Source organism: Brucella anthropi ATCC 49188 (genome assembly GCF_000017405.1).
In the GTDB taxonomy this organism is placed as follows: Bacteria; Pseudomonadota; Alphaproteobacteria; order Rhizobiales; family Rhizobiaceae; genus Brucella; species Brucella anthropi.
On record NC_009669.1, the window covers coordinates 116,599 to 136,240 of the forward strand.

Consider the following 19,642-nt stretch of genomic DNA (forward strand, 5'->3'; position numbering starts at 1 on the left):
TTTCGGAAGGAACAGCCTCATGGCCCATAAAACCAACGATCCGATAACCTTTGCGGTCATCAAAAATGCACTCGATACGATTGTGGACGACATGGCCTTTGCGGTCATGCGCACCGCCCGCTCCCCGATTGTCCGTGATGTTCTCGACTACTCCGTGACGCTTTGCGACAAGCATGGGCGCATCCTCTCACAGGCAAAAACGGTCGCCTTGCATCTTGGCGCCGTGCCGGATGCAATGGATGTGATCATGGCAAAGTACGCCGACGACCTTGCGCCCGGCGATGTGATCATCTTCAACGACCCCTATGAGGGCGGCATGCACCTGCCGGACATTTTCATGATCCGGCCCATCTTCCACGCCGATAGGCTTCGCGGCTTCTCGGTGGTCATCGCGCATCACTGCGACGTCGGCGGCCGCGTCCCTGGCTCGAATGCCGCGGATTCGACCGAGATCTACCAGGAAGGCCTTCGTATTGCGCCGATGAAGCTCTACGAAAAGGGCGTGGTCAACGAAACGCTAATGCGCATTATTACCAAAAACGTGCGCCTGCCAGAGCTGGTCCTCGGCGACCTTGAAGCGCAATTCGCGACGTGCAATCTCGGCGAACGGGAATTGCTTCGCCTCATCGAGCGCTACGGTGCCGACGAACTGGACAGCTATTTCGATGATCTGATCGACTACGGCGAGCAACTTACGCGTGCCGCTATCCGCTCGTGGCCGGATGGTGACTACTATTTCGAGGATTTCATCGACGGCGACGGGTTTTCCACGGACGCAATCCCGATCAAGGTCAAGCTCACTGTCAAGGGTGATCACCTCGATGTCGATTTCGCGGGATCCTCACCGCAGGTGAAGGGCGCGATCAACTCGACACTGTCCTTCGTCAAGTCCGCTACCTATCTGTCAGTGCGCTGTGCGCTCGACGCTGAGGTGCCGAACAATGCCGGCGTGTATCGCGCCATCACCATCTCCGCCCCGGAAGGCTCTATCCTCAACCCGCAGATGCCGGCGCCGGTGGCTGCCCGGGCTCTGACCGGCTATCGCGTGGTTGACACGGTCCTAGGAGCATTGTCGCAGATCGCTCCCAAAAAGGTCATGGCGGCAGGTGAGGGCGGCAACACGGTTCTGGCCTTCGGCGGCTGGGATAAGGAAACTCGCGAACCGTTCGTTCTTGTCGACATGATCAACGGCGCCTGGGGTGGCCGCTGGAACAAGGACGGTGTCGAGGGCGTCACCAATCCCTCGCAGAACATGTCGAACCTGCCGGTGGAAACGCTGGAAGTCCGCTACCCTCTTATGATGGACGAGTACAGCCTGCGTCCCGATTCCTGCGGGGCCGGCGAATACCGCGGCGGTCTCGGCCTTATCCGGACTTACCGCCTGCTCGCCGAAGAAGCCGTTCTGCAGATACGCGCAGACCGGCACGATCACGCGCCCTATGGACTGTTCGGAGGCAAGCCCGCCGCACCTTGCGTCAATATCCTCGATCCGGAGGGCGAAAACACGCGCCTTCCGGCCAAGATCACCCGCACCATCGGACGCGATGTCGTCATCCGACACGAACAGGCCGGCGGCGGTGGATACGGCGATCCGCTCAAGCGCTCGCTCGATCTGATCGCTGACGATCTTTCCAACGGCAAAATCACTGCCGACTTCGCCCGCAACCACCACGGTATCGTGTTTGAGGACGACGGCATCACTATCAATGCAGCTGCAACCGGCGCAAGACGCGCACAGGAGGCTTTCGCGTGACCCAGTACGATCTTACACGCTTTGCGATCAATCAGATCACGACCCCAAAGTGGGCCATGCCTCAGGCGATCGAAGGCTATTCGCGCCAGGGAATCAAGGGCATCGCGGTGTGGCGTAATTTCTTGGAGGATTACGGCGTGATGCAAACCGCGAAGCATTTGCGCGATGCTCAAATGTGGGTTGCCTCACTCTGCACGAGTGCATGGGTCAGCGAAACCGATCCGGCAGCATACCGAGCAAAAATTGCTGAGAACCGCCGCATCATTGATCAGGCAGCAACGATCGGCGCACCCTGTGTCGTCATGGTGGTGGGAGGTATTCCGAAAGGTGACAAGGATCTGGCCGGTCAGCGAAGACGCATTCATGACGCTCTGGCCGAACTTGCCCCTTACGCGGAGGCATCAGGTGTGAAACTTGGGCTCGAGCCGTTACATCCAATGTATTGCGGCGATCGTAGCGCGCTGAACCTGATCACGGATGCCAATGATCTTATCGACGAGTTAGGTGACAAAGCTGCCAGCCTGGTCGCGGACGTCTATCATTGCTGGTGGGACCCCGCATTTGAGCGAGAGCTTCGCCGTGCCGGGAAAGACCGCATCCACACGTTCCACTATTGCGACTGGCTAGTCCCGACGCGGAATCTCCGCGATCGTGGCATGTTGGGCGATGGGGTGATTGATTTCGCTACCATTCGGGGATGGCTTGATGACATCGGTTACGACGGTCCGTTCGAGCTGGAACTCTTCTCTGAACTGGACTGGTGGGAACGGGATCCGGAAGAGACTGTACGTATCGCCATCGAGCGTTGTGGCCCATTCGTAGGCCCGCGCTAATATCGCGTCTGGCCCGCGAGCTTGTGGGTCGGACGTTCCCTAACCGCCTGTTTGATCAGGCTTCGATTCAGGAGACCCTGATGACAGACCAGAGCTTCATTTCGATACGAAACCTGCAAAAAAGCTATGCGCAGGGACAGATTAAAGTCCTGAATGGCTTGAACCTCGACATGCAGAAAACTGACCGCTTGCTCGTAATCGGTCCCAGCGGCGGAGGAAAGAGTACGCTTCTCCGCTGCGTCATGGGGCTCGAAGATGTCCAGGGCGGTGAGATCAAAGTTGACGGCAAAAACTATATCGCCGGCGCGCCGATAAAGACGACCATCAACGCCGAAATGCAAAAGCAGATCGGTATGGTTTTTCAGAGTTACACGCTCTTTCCTCATCTCACCGTGCTTGGCAACCTCACTCTTGCGCCCGTTCGGTCACGTGGCGTGAGGCGTGATGAGGCAGAAGCGCGCGCACTCGAATTGCTCAACCGGTTTGGGCTCAAGGCCAAGGCCAAGGCCTATCCGGCTGCTCTTTCCGGCGGTCAGAAACAGCGCGTCGCGATCGCAAGGGCGTTGATGCTCGACCCGAAACTGATGCTGTTCGATGAAGTGACATCGGCACTCGATCCGGAACTCGTGAACGAAGTGATTAGCATGGTGACCGAGCTCGCGGACGGCGGCATGCCGATGATGATCGTCACGCACGATATGTGGTTCGCAAAGAAGATCGCAACTCGAGTGGTCTTCTGCGATGGCGGTGTCGTTGCCGATGACGCTCCACCTGACGAATTCTTCCGTGCGCCGAAGACCGCCAGGGCGCGTGACTTCATCCACAACGTGCTGCATGCAGATCGCTGAGATGGACGAACGACCATGCAAAACATCGATTTCTTTTTCGTCCTCAATGCCTGGCCAGCGCTTCTGGAGGGATTAAAAATCACCCTCCAGCTCACGGTGTGGGCAAACATCATCGGGCTTGTTGCCGGGTTTCCCCTAGCCCTGCTCTCGAATGCCCGCATCGCACCGATACGGTGGATCGCGCGCTTCTATATCGACCTGTTTCGTTGTACGCCCGTCCTCGTTCAGGTCGTATGGTTCTTCTTCTGTATACCGATGATCTTCGAGGTGTGGTGGTCGCCGGTATTCATGGGTGTCCTCATCCTCGGAATGAACCAAACGGCGTTCAACGGTGAAGCATTCAGGGCTGCCATCCAGTCCATTCCCGCAGCGCAAAGGGATGCTGGTGTCGCACTTGGCCTCGGCCGTTGGAACTACACTAGATACATCGTGCTACCCCAGGCAATCAGGACCGCGACGCCGGTCCTGATCACAAATGCGATTGGTATCTTTCAGCAAAGCTCGCTTGTTGCACTCGTGGGTGTTGCCGACCTGATGTATCAGGGCAAGCAGCTCTCGACCCAGACCTACCGCCCAATCGAGACGTTTACCTTCCTCGCGGCATTTTATCTGGTTGTCGCAATCCCCTTTGGTCGTCTAGCCGCGTTCTTTGAACACCGGCTGGAGCGTATGAACAAGGTGTAAGATCATGCAAGATCTCGATTTCTCTGTTGTTCTGCAATACGGCCCGGCGTTGCTCAAAGGGCTCGTTCTGACCCTCCAGATTACGGTGCTTTGCGGATTGGCAAGCGTTGTGTTCGGCTTTCTCATCGGTGTTGGACGCAAGTCCAACGTTCGACCGGTCCGCTGGGCCTGCTCTCTCTATGTCGAGGTGCTGCGCGGTACGCCGGTCCTGATCACCTTGTTCTGGGTCTTCTTCTGTTTCCCGATCATTTTCGACGTTGAACTCAGTCCCTTCATCTCGGCCGTGATTGCCCTGACACTCTATACATCGGCGATCACCAGCGAGTCCTTTCGGGCTGCCTTAGGGTCGATCGGGCAAGATCAGCACGATGCTTGCAAAGCGCTTGGTCTGAGCCGTTTTTCGAAGATGATGTATGTGGTCGCGCCACAGACAATCGTACGCGCCATTCCCAATCTAATGTCGAACCTGGTGAGCCTCTTCAAGGAGAGTGCGCTCGTTTCGGCAGTCGGCGTGGTCGAACTTATGTACACGGCCCAAAACATATCGAACGTGACTGCGAGGCCTGTCGAGGTACTGACGACCGCGGCTCTCGTCTACTTCGTTATCGGCTGGGTGCTCACGCGACTGGTCAATGCCGCGGAAACGCGCCTGCTCGTCAAAATGGCAGTGTGAACCCTCAAGGCAAACGGGCCCACCGTTAAGGTGCCCACCTTCACGCTTAGCCGCGTGACATGAAAGAAGATTTTTAAGGAGATCAGCAATGGCAAGTACAAATGAACAAACCTCTTCGCCGCTCGCGGTTGTCACCGGCGGCGCAAGCGGGATTGGCGAGGCCAGTGTGCGCGGTTTCGTGTCTGCCGGCTGGCGGGTTGTTATCGCAGACATCAACGACGAACGGGGAAAGGCAATCGCTGCCGAATTGGGTGCCGCGGTCAGCTACCGTCATCTTGATGTGTCTGACGAGCAGGCGGTGACGCAATTCAAAGAGGCAGTCTATGCAGAGCATGGGCTTGTGTCGGCACTTGTGAACTCTGGCGGCATTTTGCAGAACGCCACCAGGGTGACGAAAATGCCGGTCGAGGAATTCGATCGCATCATCGACGTCAACCTTCGCGGAACGATGCTCACTGCGCGCGCCTTCGGCGAGCAGATGGCGCAATCGGGCGGCGGATCGATTGTGAACCTCTGCTCGCTGACCACTTTCCAGCCCTGGCCACAGCCGGCATATGCCATGAGCAAATCGGCGCTGAAGATGCTGACCGAAATCATGGCCGCCGAACTTGGTCCGCAGGGTGTCCGTGTCAATGCGGTAGCGCCCGGATATACGATGACCGAGGCGATGAAGAGCCGCATCGATCGCGGCGAACGCGACCCCTCTGTTGTCATTTCCAGATCCGCGCTGCGACGGTTCGTCGAGCCGAGGGAGGTTGCAGATGCAATCTTCTTCCTGTGCTCTCCGTCCGCGTCCGCCATCACCGGGATCACCATTCCAATCGATGCGGGCTGGCTGGTCTATACGTCCTATATGAGCGCGGCCGCGCGACCCGCGGACTAACACCGCGGGTAGCAACCGGCTCCCGACACATCACGGGAGCCGGCCGAGCCTCTAGTGCAGACCATCGCATCGAAAAAATTCTGGCCGAACCCTCAAAGGGCTATTGTCGACAATGACAATCGGTGCCAAGATTGTTTTTGACAGGCCGAGCGCCGATTAGACACGATCGAAAGGAAACCAACCTAGCAGAACCCACCGAACAGATGCATGCGAATAAAAGCAATCAACGGAACAGCAGCAACAATTTGGGAGTGTTAAAATGAAACTTACGAAGCTCATCACCGGGTTGATCCTCGGCGCGACAGTTCTCGCCGGAGCAGGTCAGGCCTATGCCCAGTCTGCCGAAGGTTACTGGCAGGAAATCCAGAAGCGCGGAACGCTCCGGTGCGGCGCGGCAGTCGCGCCCCCGCACGTTATTCGCGATCCTCAAAGCGGCGAATACAGCGGTACATTCGTCGACCTCTGCAAGAAGTTTGCTCAGGACGCCCTTGGCGTAAAAGCTGAAATCGTCGACACGACCTGGGACAACATCGTTGCCGGCCTGCAGGCCAATCGCTGGGACCTGTCCATGGCTTTGAACCAGAATCCCAAGCGGGCTATGGCGATCGCCTTCAGTCACCCGGTCGTTCAGTACGAAGTTTCCGGCGTTTACGACAAGGCAAATCCGAAGTTCTCCACGGCACCGAAGTCTATCGCAGATCTCGACGTCGCCGGCGTGACGATCATCATCATGTCGGGCACGGCAATCGACGGAACACTGACGCGCCAGATCAAGAATGCAACGATCCTGCGCCTGCCCGATATCGATGCCACTCGCCTGGCGCTCTCTTCACGGAGAGGCGACATCCTCGTCGATGACAGCGACAGCAACACGCTGTTTTCAGCGACGGGCAAGGATCGCTGGGTGACGCTTAACCCCGAGCCTGCAATTTCGAAGCAGGGCATCGCATTTGGCCTGCGTCGTGATGCTTCGTATTCGGATATCCAGTCGCTGAACTTCTTCATCCAGGAGCAGACCGCGATAGGCGAAGTCGACCGCATCGCGAGCGGATACATCGACAAGCTCGCAGCCGAAATCAAGAAATAGCAACATTCTGGCGAGGAGCTGCAATCTGCGGCGTCTCGCCAATACCGTTCCGACGAATAGTGAATGCAACCCATCGCTCTCGAAGATGGCGGGGAGGGGTGCTTCGAATGGAGAACATGATGACCGTCGACAAAAAACCTCTCCGTAGCGAGGCATGGTTTAAGCGTATTGACAATACCGGGTATGAGCACCGCACCCACCTCAAGGCGCGTGGTGCGCTACCAGATATGTTCGAGGGCAAACCCGTAATCGGCATTGCCAACTCGGCATCCGATCTGGTCCCCTGCAACGCCCATCTCACGGAACTGGCGGAATGGGTTGCTCGCGGTGTGCTCGAAGCTGGCGGTTTTCCGCTTGTGTTTTCTACGATGTCAATCGGCGACTCCATCATGCGTCCGAGCGGAATGCTCTTCCGCAATATGATGAGTATGGAGCTCGAGGCGACACTTCGCGCAAACCCGCTCGACGGCGTGGTTTTGCTAACAGGATGCGACAATACGGCGCCCGCCTACATGATGGGGGCGGCCAGCGTCGATCTTCCGACCATCGTCGTGCACGGTGGGACGATGCTGAGCGGTCGCGTTGGGATGCGGCAGGTAGGTTCGGGTTCCGACATTTTTCGTATGCACGGCGAATACAAGGCAGGGCGTATGACGAAGGACGCTTTCCTTGCGTCGGAATATGGAATGTCGCGCAGTAACGGCGCCTGTAACACGATGGGGACGGCAACGACGATGGGCTGTATCGCAGAAGCCCTCGGCCTCAGTCTCACGGGATCTGCTGCCATTCCCGCGGTTGATGGGCGTCGGAAGGGCTCCGCGCAGTTGTCCGGTCGGCGAATCGTCGAGATGGTCAGAGAAGATCTGGCGTTCTCTAAGATCGTCGATCGATCGGCGCTTGAGAATGCAATCCGAGTCAACGCTGCCCTTGGCGGGAGCACGAATGCAATCATTCATTTGCTGGCTTTGGCAGGGCGTCTGGAGATTGAACTGACCCTTGCCGACTTCGAAGAAAACAGCCGGTCAATCCCGCTTCTTGCCAACATCCTTCCGAACGGCAAGTACCTCGTCGAGGAATTCTTCTCCGCGGGTGGATTGCCAGCCGTCATGGCATCGCTTGGGGAGAGGCTCAACCTTGATGCGCGCACCGCAGGCGGAAAGACACTGCGGGAGGAACTCGCTGGCGTCGAAAGCCTTGACCACGATGTCATCGCGCCGTTCGACAAACCGATCAAGCCGCAGAACGCGTTGCGCATCATCAGGGGCAACATTGCACCAAACGGTGCTGTGATGAAACCATCAGCCGCAAGTCCGCACCTGATGAAACATACGGGCCGTGCCGTCGTGTTCGAATCCGTGGAAGATCTCGACAAGCGCATCGATGATCCGTCTCTGAATATCGACGAGACCTGCGTACTCGTTCTGAAGGGCATTGGCCCTAGAGGTTATCCGGGCATGCCGGAACTTGGAAATATCCGTTTGCCCAAGCATATTCTCGAAAAGGGCGTCACCGATATGGTCAGGATTTCGGACGGCCGCATGAGTGGCACGGCTTATGGTACCGTCGTGCTTCACGTTGCGCCCGAATCCTCGATCGGTGGTCCGCTGGCTCTGATCCGTGATGGTGACCTGATCTCGCTGGACGTCGAGGCGGGCACATTGTCGGTCGATCTTACGGATGAAGAACTTGAACAGCGGCGGTCGCAAGCCTCCTTCGCGCCCATCAGCCACAAGCGCGGTTACGAGCGCCTCTTTGTTGAGCATGTTTTGCAGGCTGATAAGGGGCTCGATTTTGATTTCCTGGTGGGGCGAAGCGGGAACGAAGCTCCGACGAGACGACCGTTCTAATCCTGATCGCAACTAAACAGCGCCGCTACTCCCGCGCGTCCCGGGAATAGCGGCGTTCTCAGTCGCCGTCGGGACGTGATAATGAACCGGTGAGCTTTTGACCTTCTGTAATGTTGTGTTGCTCAGCCAACGTCCCGGCAAGAACCGAATCCCGTTCACGGATAGCATTCCAGATCGGTTCATGCTGGACGATAATCTCCAAGGGATCTTCTATCAGAAGATTGCTTGATCGGATGAACACACGGATTTGCTGCTCTATCAGCTTATATTGTTGTTTTAGGCGGCTATGCCCTGACTCGTCGATGATCGATTTATGAAAACCGAAATCGGCCTCGGCAATTGTTTCAGAGCTCTCCGTCACTGTATTTTTCAGCCTATCAAATGCGGCCTCAATACGCGACATCGCTTCGTTGTCGGCATTGGTCGCAGCAAACTGTGCCGCCAGACGTTCGATAGCACCTCGTAGTGTATAGAGCTCCCAGACATCCTGATGAGTGAGTTCAACGACCGTCCAACCCGTGTAGGGAACGAGACTGACAAGCCCTTCTTTTCCAAGCTGATGCAGCGCCGTGCGGACAGTGGCACGGGAAAGACCCATGCCCTCCGAAAGCTGGACCTCTGTCAAGCGCGATCCCGGTCGGATCGATCCGTCTACGATTTGGGATCTCAATACGCCAAGCGCTCGCACGTCCGCTGGCATCTTTTCGATTTTTGGTAGCTTCATTTGCGTCATCTTCGGCCCACAGTTGCTTGAAATTCAACATTAACGTTCCCCCGAGGGGCGAACAAGAGAACTATAACGAATTCTCCTTGAAAAGGCTATTGTCGACAATAGCCGTTTGAGCTATTTATGAGCGTATGAAAATGGTCGGCCTCAAGAAAAGGCCTGATTGCAATTACGAATTCAAAACAAGTCGGAGGAGCTGTCCGGATGTTCAGGGCGAACAAAATTCGAAACGCTGACGAGATTGCCGCTCACGGGGATGCGGCGTCACGCCAGATTGTCCTTGAAATCGCGGACCGGACACTTGAGCGGCTCGATAGCTACAAGCGCATCCGCAGCATCATGCGACTTGAGGGCGATATCCTGCACATCGGCACGAAGTCGTGGGACCTGTCGAAGAAGCGCAACATCTACCTCTTTGGTGCGGGCAAGGCCTGCAACCACATGGCCATGGCGGTGGATCACGTCCTTGGCGACCGCCTCACGCGCGGAATAGCCATCGTGAAGATCCACGAGGAAACCGATCGTTTCAACAAGACCGAGGTTTACGTTGGCGGCCATCCTCTGCCGAACGAGGCAGGCTACCGGGCGTCCAGGAAGATGATCGAGATCATCGACCAGGCGGGTCCGGACGACCTTTTTATCGGAGTCATCAGCGGTGGCAGTTCGGCATTGATGTCCTGCCCAATCGACGGTATTTCGCTGCAGGACGAGATCGACACGACCGACGTACTGCTGAAATCCGGCGCCGGAATCTACGAAATCAACGCGGTGCGCCGGCACATATCCGCGCTGAACGGGGGCATGCTCGCCAAGCGCATTCAGGACGTGGGCGCGGAGCTGATCGGCTTCGGCATCAGCGATGCCGTCGGCTCACCGGCAACCGGTGACATCGCCGTCCCCTACGCTGCCTATAAAAGCACGCCCATTGGGCCCGATGCGACGACACTGGATGATGCGCGCGCTACCATCGTCAATTATGACGTGGCCGACCGCCTGCCAAAGAGCGTCGTCGACTACCTGATGAATGCCGGGCCGGACAAGGAAACGCCGAAGGCCTTTCCGAACAACACCTATTTCTTGCTCAACACCCTGCCGGATTCCTGCATCTACGCCAGGGAAATCTGTGAGGAGATGGGTATTCCTGCCATTATCATCTCTTCTTTCCTGGAAGGTGAAAGCAAGGACGCAGGCACGTTCTTCGCTTCGATGGCGCGTGAGATCCAGACTTACGGCAACCCGGTCAAGGCGCCGTGCGTGCTGCTCAGTTCTGGCGAAGTCACGACTCAGATTCTCGACAACAGCGTCATCCGCGGGCACGGCGGACCGGGCCAGGAAATGACGATCAGCTTTGCGATCACCGCCGCGAAAACAAAGGGCGCGTGCCTTCTGTCGATTGACAGCGAAGGAACCGACGGGACGGCCAAGGTGGCCGGCGGCATCACCGATTCCGCCAGTCTGGCGGCTGCTGCGGGAAAGGGCATCAATCTCCATCAGACGCTGCGCGAGCACAGTTGTTTCGAGGCGCTCGACGCTATCGGCTCCGCTGTCTTCACCGGCAACACCGGCACCAACCTGTGCGACCTCAACATTCTTTACGTACCAGCTCTGAAGGAGGGCCAGTAACATGGAAGACAGGATTGCCTCAATCTTCGCCCAGCAGATCATCGACTGCAAATGCCGCCCAGCGGTAGAGGTGGAAATCCGCACCGAAAGCGGTGCTGTCGGCCGCGGCGCGGCTCCGACCGGGAGCTCGGTCGGCATGCACGAAGCCTTCGTGCTGCGCGACGGCGACAAGTCGACCTATGGCGGCCTTAGTGTTCACAAGGCGGTCGAGAAGGTCGAGACGATCATCGCACCAGCGCTCATCGGGATGGACGTCTTCGATCAGCGCGCCATTGACGAGAAGATGATCGCGATCGACGGTACGCCAGATAAGGGGAGCCTTGGCGGCAACACGATATATTCGGTATCGATCGCGGCTTTCCGTGCTGCGGCCGATGCGCTGCGCATTCCGCTCTATGACCACATTGCGGGCGGTTCGATCAAGACTGTGCCTGTTCCCTGCTTCAACGTCATCAATGGCGGAAAATACGACGGTTTCATCCAGTCCTTCAACGAGTTCCTGATCGTTCCCTACGGTACGGACAGTATCGACGTTTCGATCGAGATGGCGGTTACCGTTTTCCAGGAGCTCTCGCACGTGCTCACCAGACACCTCGGCCACAAACCGCAGGTCGCTAGCTCTTACGGTTACGCAGCGCCCTCGGACGATCCGGAAGTGCTTCTCGATCTCATGCAGCAGGCTATCGACGCCTGCGGCTACACCGGGCGCATCGCTTTCGCTCTCGATTGCGCGTCGAGCGAGTTTTTCGACGCTGAGAGCCATACGTATCTTCTGAAAGGGCAACGCGTTAGCAGTGACGAGCTGATCGCTTACGCCAAGCGCCTGACGGAAAAATACGACTTCGTTTTTATCGAGGACCTCCTCGATGAGAACGACTGGGATGGCTATGTTAAAGCAAACCGCGAGATTGACCGGACGATCATCCTTGGTGACGACCTAACGGTAACCAAGCTCGAATACCTCAAGCGCGCTTTCGAAACCAAAGCTGTCGGCGGCTTTATCCTGAAGCCCAATCAGGTCGGCACGATCACAGAAGCGATGGACGCTCACCGCTACGCGAGCGAACATGGCATGATTTCCGTCCCCTCAGGGCGCTCCGGCGGTGTCGTTGACGATGTCGTGATGGATTTCTCGGTCGGACTTCAGGTTCCGTTTCAGAAGAACGGCGCGCCTCGTTCCGGCGAGCGCATCGAAAAGCTGAACTTCCTGATGCGTGCCAATGCCCGCAGCGCCGGATGTCGCCTTTACGACATCAAGCCTCTCCTAAAATTCTGACGATCAAGAAATCAGCCGATCGAACCTTCATCCATAGGGAGCTCCATTATGACCACGAAAATCGACTTTCTCTACCTTTCCGAACCCGACATGATCGCCGCCGGTGTCAACGACGCAAAGCGTTGCGTGGAAATCTGCGAGGAGACTTTCAGCCTGCTGGGCGAGGGCGACTACCTCATGGGCGGTGCCAACCACAACAGCCATGGCCTCAACATCGTCTTTCCGAAGGAAACGAAGTTCCCGAACATGCCCGTCGCCGGCCCGGACCGGCGTTTCGCCGCCATGCCCGGTTATCTCGGCGGCCGCTTCGACGTCTGCGGCAACAAGTGGTACGGCTCGAACCATGCCAATACCCAGAAGGGCCTTCCGCGCTCGATCCTAACGATGATGCTGAACGACAAGGAAACCGGCGCGCCGCTGGCGCTGATGTCAGCGAACCTGCTCAGCGCCGCGCGCACAGGCGCCGTACCGGGCGTCGCGGCAAAGCACCTCGCCAACAAGGATGCTAAGGTCGTCTCCATTGTCGGTTGCGGTCCGATCAACAAGGCCTGCTTCACCGCCATCATGACGCAGCTTCCCGCCGTCGAGAAAGTCGTCTGCTTCGACGTGTTCCTGGACAAGGCAAATGAACTTGCGCGCTGGGTCGCGGAGACCTACAAGGTCGAGGCCGTCGGCGTCGACGAGGCCGAGGCAGGCTTCCGCAACATCGACGTCATCACCGTGGCGGCTTCGCGCCTCAAGCCGCTCTACTTCAAGGACGAGTGGATCAAGGAAGGCGCGACCATCCTCGTTTCCGGTCCGTTTAACACGGACGAGTCCTTCCTCACTGGGGCGACGATCGTCTACGATCATACGCCGCTTCAGGAAGCCTATGTCGAGGACGCTATCGCCTCGGGCAACAAGGATGCCTATTACGGCGGCGTGATTGGCGGTCCGTTCTTCCGTCTCATCGACGCTGGCAAGTTGCCGGCTCTCAAAGACTCGACCGGCCTTGGCGACGTGGTCAACGGCAAGAAGCCGGGCCGCGAAAGCGCCAAGGATCGGGTCATCTTCATCGCTTGCGGCATGGCTGTCTTCGACATCAGCTGGGGCTTCGAAGTGTATGAGAACGCCAAGAAGAACGGCATCGGCCAGTCCCTCAATCTCTGGGACAAGCCCGCCCTCGCTTGATCAGGCGCCGGCCGCGTCGTTTCTGGCGACGCGGCCGGCAAACGGATGGGTCCGCAGGTTCGCCCGGTGCAGCCCTTGCATCCGCTGTCCGGGGCCCGGTCTGCCGCTCAATGTACAAGCCATGATGAGGAACGCGCATGCTTTCGTTGGCCGACCCGGTTCAAGCGACCAGCACGGATCATTTCTTCGGTCCATCCATATCGGAGATACATATTGAGGAAGTTTCCCGGGGCAAGCGGCCCAAGGCTCTCAAACATGTCATCAGGGCCATGGAGAACAGTGTTCTCGGTCAAAACCCCGACGTACCCGGCACTTTGCCAGCCTGCAAGATGCTCAATCTTCTTCAGGCCAGTGGCGTTCGCAGCGTGTCCGGACCACGCTTGCAGCCCGAGTTTCGGCTCCGCGGCGAATTTAACACCGCGTTGAACAGTTTGGCTAACGAAGGCCCGAACTCACAGTTCCTGGCGGCAGCGCTGGATGAACTTGAAGATGGCCTCGTCTGGTATTCGGCAAAGAGCGGTCCGTTTGCCAGCCTCAATTTCGAGCGAAACCACGCTCATGCCGTTTTGGGGGCGCCCAAGACAGATAGTAGCGACAAGGTGTTGCTCGGCATCACAATCATGGCGCCATACACCCGCTTTCCGGACTACGTCCTGCGCTTGCCGCGGGTGATGTTTCCTCTTTCGCCTGGAGAGTACAAATCGATCAGCGGTGAGTGGAAGAGCCACCAGATCGGTTCCCCGATTGTCTGCGCCGCAGGTCGTGAGTTTGCGATGCGATGCGCGTCGCACCCGCTTCTTTCCCTATGGTGCCAGAGGCTGGCGACCTGATCGAACCCGCGTGCAATTCAACAGAGCGGAAGCGCTTGTCCCTGGCCAGCTCCGCGACCCCAACCTCGAGGACCGTAAAATTGGATACTGCAACCATCCCTCAGCCCGATCAAATCGACGCGCCATTTCTTCAGAGCGTTGAGGCCTATATCGATAATGCTATGACGCATCTGTCCCTTACCGAGGGGCTCGCCGAGCGGATCAAGGCTTGCAACTCGACCTACACAGTCCGTTTCGGCGTCCGGTTGCGCGGCAGAATGTTTAGCTTTACCGGCTGGCGCTCGGTGCACAGTGAGCATGTCGAGCCGGCAAAAGGCGGAATTCGATACTCGATCCACTCCGATCAGGAAGAAGTCGAGGCGCTCGCTGCGCTCATGAGCCTGAAGTGCGCGGTCGTCGACGTACCGTTCGGAGGGTCGAAAGGTGCGCTCAAAATTGATCCCACCGAATGGGATGCCCATGAGCTGGAGCGTATCACGCGCCGATTTACCCAGGAGCTCGCTAAGCGCAATCTCATATGCCCGGGCCGAAACGTCCCCGCGCCAGATATGGGCACAAGTGAACAGACCATGGCCTGGATGGCGGATGAATACAAGCGCACTGGTCCATCCGACATCATGAATGCCAACGCCTGCGTTACCGGCAAGCCATTGGCCAGTGGCGGGATCGCAGGAAGAACCGAAGCGACGGGCAGGGGGGTTCAATACGCTATCCAAAGTTACCTGCGCGACGCCCAGGAAAATGGCATAGACGGGCGCCGGGATTTGCGGACCATGTCCGTTGTCGTCCAGGGATTTGGCAATGTCGGATACCACGCAGCCAAATTCCTGAGTGAAGACGATGGTGCCAGGATCATCGCGGTCGTCGAGCGCGATGGATACATCACCAATGCCGACGGGCTGGCCATAGAAGAGCTCAAACGCTACCACGGTGAACATGGGACTATCCTTGGATTTCCGGGGGCGCAGAGCTATACCGACCGGGCCGCAGGTCTCGAACTTCCGTGCGACATCCTCATTCCAGCGGCTATGGAAAACGCCATCACGCTTGAAAACGTCGGCCGCATTCGAGCAAAGTTCATCGCTGAAGCAGCAAATGGACCCATCAGCTTCGAGGCTGAGCGACAGTTGTCCGATCGCGGCGTGGTCGTTCTGCCCGACCTCTTCGTGAATGCCGGCGGTGTAGCGGTGAGCTACTTCGAATGGGTCAAAAACATTACACACATCCCTTTCGGGCTGATGGAGCGCCGGCGCCGTGAGCGCAGGAATCTCCATATCACACACGCTCTCGAAGCGATGACTGAGCGGTCATTTCCGAGCGACATCCGCGATGAATTTCTTGAGGGTGGTGCGGAAATAGATCTGGTCAGGTCGGGACTGGAGGATGTGATGCGCAATGCCTACCAGAACATTGCCGAAGTAAAGCGCTCTTCTGCGGAAATCAAAACCTTCCGCACGGCAGCCTATGTCATAGCAATCAGGAAAATCGCCGACGCTTACCAGGCGATCGGTATCTAAACCGGTCCGCAGTTCCAAGATCGCAACTTAAAAGGAGAAGCATATGCCCGTCATACGTGTCGATTGGCTTTCCGGTCGCAGCCACGAGCAAAAGAAGGAAGTTGCCACGGTTTTCACCCGGGAACTGGCGCGCATCGCCAAATGCAAGCCGGACGATGTCCAGATCGTGTTTACAGACGTTGAGCGCAAGGACTGGTCCGTCGGCGGCGTGTTCGCCGAAGACCCGGCGCCCGAAAAGTAGTCGTCGGGATGATCAACGGTGCGAGCTCCCACTTCGTGAGATAGGTGTACTTTCCGCAATTGCAATGCAACCCGAAGAGATAAGGGCAGGTGCGGACCTCACCTCTTAGACCACCCCGTCGAGACACGGTGACAGCGCGTTCCGGGTACCAAGTTCCTGTAAGGAGACGTCATGTCGATCACGAAAATACTTGTTGCCAACCGATCCGAAATTGCGATCCGCGTTTTCCGGGCAGCCAACGAGCTCGGGATTAAAACCGTTGCGATTTGGGCGGAAGAGGACAAGCTGTCTTTGCACCGCTTCAAAGCGGACGAGTCCTATCAGGTCGGCAGGGGGCCGCATCTCGCCAAGGATATGGGACCGATCGAGAGCTATCTTTCGATCGAGGAGGTGATCCGCGTTGCGAAGCTCTCCGGAGCGGACGCGATTCATCCCGGTTACGGTCTTCTGTCTGAAAGCCCCGAATTCGTGGAGGCCTGCAACAAGGCGGGCATCACCTTCATCGGACCGACGGCGGATACGATGCGCCAGCTCGGCAACAAGGTCGCCGCCCGTAATCTGGCGATTTCGGTTGGCGTTCCCGTTGTTCCCGCCACCGACCCACTGCCGGACGACATGGCGGAAGTGGAGCGTATGGCCGAGGAGATCGGTTATCCGGTCATGCTCAAGGCATCCTGGGGCGGTGGTGGCCGTGGCATGCGCGCCATCCGCAAAAAGGAAGACCTTGCCCGCGAGGTGACGGAAGCCAAGCGCGAGGCCAAGGCGGCCTTCGGCAAGGACGAAGTCTATCTCGAAAAGCTGGTCGAGCGTGCGCGTCACGTCGAAAGCCAGATTCTCGGCGACACGCACGGCAATGTCGTGCATCTGTTCGAGCGTGATTGTTCGATCCAGCGGCGTAATCAAAAGGTCGTCGAGCGTGCGCCCGCGCCCTATCTGAGCGAAGCACAGCGTCAGGAGCTCGCCTCCTACTCTCTGAAGATTGCGGGTGCCACGAATTATATCGGTGCAGGCACGGTCGAATATCTGATGGATGCCGATACCGGCAAATTCTACTTCATCGAGGTCAATCCGCGCATTCAGGTGGAACATACCGTTACGGAAGTCGTCACCGGTATCGATATCGTCAAGGCGCAGATTCACATTCTGGAAGGCGCCGCCATCGGCACGCCGGAATCCGGGGTGCCGAGGCAGGAGGATATCCGCCTGAATGGCCACGCCCTCCAGTGCCGCATTACGACGGAAGACCCGGAACACAATTTCATTCCGGATTATGGCCGTATCACCGCTTATCGCTCCGCTTCAGGCTTCGGTATCCGTCTGGACGGCGGCACGTCCTATACTGGCGCTGTCATCACCCGCTACTACGATCCTTTGCTTGTGAAGGTGACGGCCTGGGCGCCGCGGCCCGACGAGGCGATCAACCGTATGGATCGCGCTTTGCGCGAATTCCGTATCCGCGGCGTGGCGACCAACCTCACATTCCTGGAGGCCATCATCGGCCATGACAGTTTTCGCAACAATACTTATACAACGCGCTTCATCGATTCGACGCCCGAGCTTTTTGCCCAGGTCAAACGGCAGGACCGCGCTACCAAGCTTTTGACCTATCTCGCTGATGTGACCGTGAACGGCCACCCGGAAACCAAGGGACGCGCAATTCCCTCGGACAAAGCGGCAAAGCCAATCGTGCCTTATATCGATGCGCCGACGCCCGACGGCACCAAGCAGTTGCTGGACAAGCTCGGCCCGAAGGGTTTCGCAGACTGGATGCGCAACGAAAAGCGGGTACTCGTCACGGATACGACGATGCGCGACGGACATCAGTCGCTGCTTGCGACCCGTGTCCGTACCCATGATATCGCCCGCGTCGCCAGCGCCTATGCCAAAGCGTTGCCACAGCTTCTGTCGCTGGAGTGCTGGGGCGGTGCGACATTCGACGTTTCCATGCGATTCCTGACCGAAGACCCGTGGGAGCGTCTGGCGCTGATCCGCGAAGGTGCTCCCAACCTCCTGCTGCAGATGCTTCTGCGCGGGGCAAACGGCGTCGGGTACAAGAACTACCCAGATAACGTCGTGAAGTATTTTGTCCGTCAGGCCGCAAAGGGCGGCATTGATCTTTTCCGTGTCTTCGATTGCCTCAACTGGGTGGAGAATATGCGGGTCTCGATGGATGCCATCTCGGAGGAAAACAAGCTCTGTGAAGCGGCCATCTGCTACACCGGAGACATCCTCAATTCGGCCCGTCCGAAATACGACCTGAAATATTACACCAATCTCGCCCAGGAACTGGAACGCGCAGGCGCGCATATTATTGCCGTCAAGGATATGGCGGGCCTGCTGAAACCGGCTGCCGCCAAGGTTCTGTTCAAGGCGCTGCGGGAAGAAACGGGTCTGCCGATCCATTTCCACACCCATGATACGTCAGGAATTGCGGCAGCGACGGTTCTTGCCGCCGTGGATGCGGGTGTCGACGCGGTCGATGCCGCGATGGACGCCTTCTCTGGCAATACGTCGCAGCCGTGCCTTGGTTCGATCGTGGAAGCGCTTGCCGGGTCGGAACGCGATACGGGCCTTGATACCGAATGGATTCGCCGCATTTCCTTCTATTGGGAGGCCGTGCGCAACCAATATGCGGCTTTCGAAAGCGATCTCAAGGGGCCGGCGTCGGAAGTCTATCTGCACGAAATGCCGGGTGGTCAGTTCACCAACCTCAAGGAACAGGCGCGTTCGCTGGGTCTCGAAAGCCGTTGGCACGAAGTGGCGCAGGCTTATGCCGATGCCAACAGGATGTTCGGCGATATCGTCAAGGTGACGCCGTCTTCGAAAGTCGTCGGTGATATGGCGCTGATGATGGTCAGCCAGGATCTGACAGTGGCCGACGTCCAGAATCCCGAGCGCGAGGTCTCTTTCCCGGAGTCCGTGGTTTCCATGCTCAAGGGCGATCTCGGACAATCGCCTGGCGGTTGGCCGGAAGCCCTGCAGAAAAAAGCGTTGAAGGGCGAAGCGCCCTATACCGTTCGTCCGGGTTCACTATTGGCGGATGCCGATCTCGATGCCGAACGGAAGGCCATCGAGACCAAGCTGGAGCGCAAGGTCGATGATTTCGAGTTCGCGTCCTATCTGATGTATCCGAAGGTATTCACGGATTTCGCGCTCACCGCCGAAACCTATGGTCCGGTCTCGGTGCTTCCCACCCATGCCTATTTCTACGGAATGGAGGATGGCGAGGAACTGTTTGCCGATATAGAGCGCGGCAAGACGCTGGTCATCGTCAATCAGGCTTCGTCCGGCGTTGACGACAAGGGCATGGTGACGGTGTTTTTCGAAATCAATGGTCAGCCGCGCCGTATCAAGGTGCCGGATCGGACGCATGGTGCTTCCGGCTTTGCCGTGCGCCGCAAGGCCGAACCTGGCAACGCGTCGCATGTCGGGGCGCCGATGCCGGGTGTCATCAGCCGCGTCTTCGTCAATCAAGGCCAGGAGGTCAAGGCCGGCGACGTGTTACTCTCCATTGAGGCGATGAAGATGGAAACGGCGCTTCACGCCGAGCGGGATGGCAAGATCGCGGAAGTCCTCGTGCGCCCGGGCGACCAGATCGATGCGAAGGATTTGTTGGTGATTTTTGTCATACAGCCGCAAAATTAGCCTGT

General features: G+C 57.9%; 16 protein-coding genes. 15 read left to right on the forward strand and 1 reads right to left on the reverse strand.

The window, feature by feature from the left end:
- The first annotated feature begins 19 nt into the window (after window positions 1-19).
- From OANT_RS23600 to OANT_RS23635, 8 genes are all read left to right on the forward strand, one after another.
- The gene (locus tag OANT_RS23600; RefSeq protein WP_011982830.1) at window positions 20-1,753 is read left to right on the forward strand and encodes a hydantoinase B/oxoprolinase family protein; all 1,734 of its coding nucleotides are present in this window, start codon (window positions 20-22) and stop codon (window positions 1,751-1,753) included.
- Entirely contained in the window at window positions 1,750-2,586 is an 837-nt protein-coding gene (locus tag OANT_RS23605) for a sugar phosphate isomerase/epimerase family protein (RefSeq protein WP_011982829.1), read from the forward strand. Before OANT_RS23600 ends, OANT_RS23605 begins: the two co-directional genes overlap by 4 nt.
- Before the next feature lie 80 nt (window positions 2,587-2,666).
- Window positions 2,667-3,434 (forward strand): amino acid ABC transporter ATP-binding protein, encoded by a 768-nt coding sequence (locus OANT_RS23610; protein WP_011982828.1) that lies wholly within the window; start codon window positions 2,667-2,669, stop codon window positions 3,432-3,434.
- Window positions 3,435-3,449: 15 nt separating this feature from the next.
- The gene (locus OANT_RS23615) at window positions 3,450-4,118 is read left to right on the forward strand and encodes an amino acid ABC transporter permease (RefSeq protein WP_011982827.1); all 669 of its coding nucleotides are present in this window, start codon (window positions 3,450-3,452) and stop codon (window positions 4,116-4,118) included.
- 4 nt (window positions 4,119-4,122) lie between these two features.
- Window positions 4,123-4,791, forward strand: a complete 669-nt coding sequence (locus tag OANT_RS23620; RefSeq protein WP_011982826.1) for an amino acid ABC transporter permease — start codon at window positions 4,123-4,125, stop codon at window positions 4,789-4,791.
- A gap of 88 nt (window positions 4,792-4,879) precedes the next feature.
- Window positions 4,880-5,674, forward strand: a complete 795-nt coding sequence (locus OANT_RS23625) for an SDR family NAD(P)-dependent oxidoreductase (RefSeq protein ID WP_011982825.1) — start codon at window positions 4,880-4,882, stop codon at window positions 5,672-5,674.
- 259 nt (window positions 5,675-5,933) lie between these two features.
- Window positions 5,934-6,761, forward strand: coding sequence for a substrate-binding periplasmic protein (locus OANT_RS23630; RefSeq protein ID WP_011982824.1), 828 nt, complete (start codon window positions 5,934-5,936; stop codon window positions 6,759-6,761).
- Between the two features lie 107 nt (window positions 6,762-6,868).
- Window positions 6,869-8,608 (forward strand): dihydroxy-acid dehydratase, encoded by a 1,740-nt coding sequence (locus tag OANT_RS23635; RefSeq protein ID WP_011982823.1) that lies wholly within the window; start codon window positions 6,869-6,871, stop codon window positions 8,606-8,608.
- Between the two features lie 58 nt (window positions 8,609-8,666).
- Here OANT_RS23635 and OANT_RS23640 read toward each other — a convergent pair whose 3' ends face one another.
- Entirely contained in the window at window positions 8,667-9,332 is a 666-nt protein-coding gene (locus OANT_RS23640) for a GntR family transcriptional regulator (RefSeq protein ID WP_115179357.1), read from the reverse strand.
- Window positions 9,333-9,539: 207 nt separating this feature from the next.
- Here OANT_RS23640 and OANT_RS23645 point away from each other — a divergent pair, with 207 nt between their 5' ends.
- The 7 genes from OANT_RS23645 (at window position 9,540) to pyc (ending at window position 19,637) form a co-directional block, all read left to right on the forward strand.
- Window positions 9,540-10,958, forward strand: coding sequence for a glycerate kinase type-2 family protein (locus OANT_RS23645; RefSeq protein WP_011982821.1), 1,419 nt, complete (start codon window positions 9,540-9,542; stop codon window positions 10,956-10,958).
- A gap of 1 nt (window position 10,959) precedes the next feature.
- A complete protein-coding gene (gene eno, locus OANT_RS23650; protein WP_011982820.1) occupies window positions 10,960-12,234 on the forward strand; it encodes a phosphopyruvate hydratase in 1,275 nt (424 codons plus the stop codon).
- A 48-nt stretch (window positions 12,235-12,282) separates the two neighbouring features.
- Entirely contained in the window at window positions 12,283-13,404 is a 1,122-nt protein-coding gene (locus tag OANT_RS23655; protein ID WP_011982819.1) for a tyramine oxidase subunit B, read from the forward strand.
- Window positions 13,405-13,541: 137 nt separating this feature from the next.
- On the forward strand, window positions 13,542-14,234 hold the full coding sequence (locus OANT_RS25175; protein ID WP_011982818.1) for a dimethylsulfonioproprionate lyase family protein: 693 nt from the start codon (window positions 13,542-13,544) through the stop codon (window positions 14,232-14,234).
- Window positions 14,235-14,395: 161 nt separating this feature from the next.
- Window positions 14,396-15,751 (forward strand): Glu/Leu/Phe/Val family dehydrogenase, encoded by a 1,356-nt coding sequence (locus OANT_RS23665; protein WP_041545824.1) that lies wholly within the window; start codon window positions 14,396-14,398, stop codon window positions 15,749-15,751.
- A 43-nt stretch (window positions 15,752-15,794) separates the two neighbouring features.
- Complete coding sequence (locus OANT_RS23670) at window positions 15,795-15,992, forward strand: tautomerase family protein (protein ID WP_011982816.1); 198 nt, start codon at window positions 15,795-15,797, stop codon at window positions 15,990-15,992.
- A 171-nt stretch (window positions 15,993-16,163) separates the two neighbouring features.
- Window positions 16,164-19,637: a pyruvate carboxylase gene (pyc, locus tag OANT_RS23675; protein ID WP_011982815.1), complete on the forward strand. Its 3,474-nt coding sequence runs from the start codon at window positions 16,164-16,166 to the stop codon at window positions 19,635-19,637.
- Window positions 19,638-19,642 lie beyond the last annotated feature (5 nt).

Coding starts and splice junctions, on each gene's coding strand:
- eno (WP_011982820.1), top strand. CDS start 10,960: ATGGAAGACAGGATTGCCTCAATCTTCGCCCAGCAGATCATCGACTGC.
- OANT_RS23620 (WP_011982826.1), top strand. CDS start 4,123: ATGCAAGATCTCGATTTCTCTGTTGTTCTGCAATACGGCCCGGCGTTG.
- OANT_RS23670 (WP_011982816.1), top strand. CDS start 15,795: ATGCCCGTCATACGTGTCGATTGGCTTTCCGGTCGCAGCCACGAGCAA.
- OANT_RS23665 (WP_041545824.1), top strand. CDS start 14,396: ATGACGCATCTGTCCCTTACCGAGGGGCTCGCCGAGCGGATCAAGGCT.
- OANT_RS23640 (WP_115179357.1), bottom strand. CDS start 9,332: ATGAAGCTACCAAAAATCGAAAAGATGCCAGCGGACGTGCGAGCGCTT.
- pyc (WP_011982815.1), top strand. CDS start 16,164: ATGTCGATCACGAAAATACTTGTTGCCAACCGATCCGAAATTGCGATC.
- OANT_RS23655 (WP_011982819.1), top strand. CDS start 12,283: ATGACCACGAAAATCGACTTTCTCTACCTTTCCGAACCCGACATGATC.
- OANT_RS25175 (WP_011982818.1), top strand. CDS start 13,542: ATGCTTTCGTTGGCCGACCCGGTTCAAGCGACCAGCACGGATCATTTC.
- OANT_RS23630 (WP_011982824.1), top strand. CDS start 5,934: ATGAAACTTACGAAGCTCATCACCGGGTTGATCCTCGGCGCGACAGTT.
- OANT_RS23600 (WP_011982830.1), top strand. CDS start 20: ATGGCCCATAAAACCAACGATCCGATAACCTTTGCGGTCATCAAAAAT.
- OANT_RS23635 (WP_011982823.1), top strand. CDS start 6,869: ATGGAGAACATGATGACCGTCGACAAAAAACCTCTCCGTAGCGAGGCA.
- OANT_RS23645 (WP_011982821.1), top strand. CDS start 9,540: ATGTTCAGGGCGAACAAAATTCGAAACGCTGACGAGATTGCCGCTCAC.
- OANT_RS23615 (WP_011982827.1), top strand. CDS start 3,450: ATGCAAAACATCGATTTCTTTTTCGTCCTCAATGCCTGGCCAGCGCTT.
- OANT_RS23625 (WP_011982825.1), top strand. CDS start 4,880: ATGGCAAGTACAAATGAACAAACCTCTTCGCCGCTCGCGGTTGTCACC.
- OANT_RS23610 (WP_011982828.1), top strand. CDS start 2,667: ATGACAGACCAGAGCTTCATTTCGATACGAAACCTGCAAAAAAGCTAT.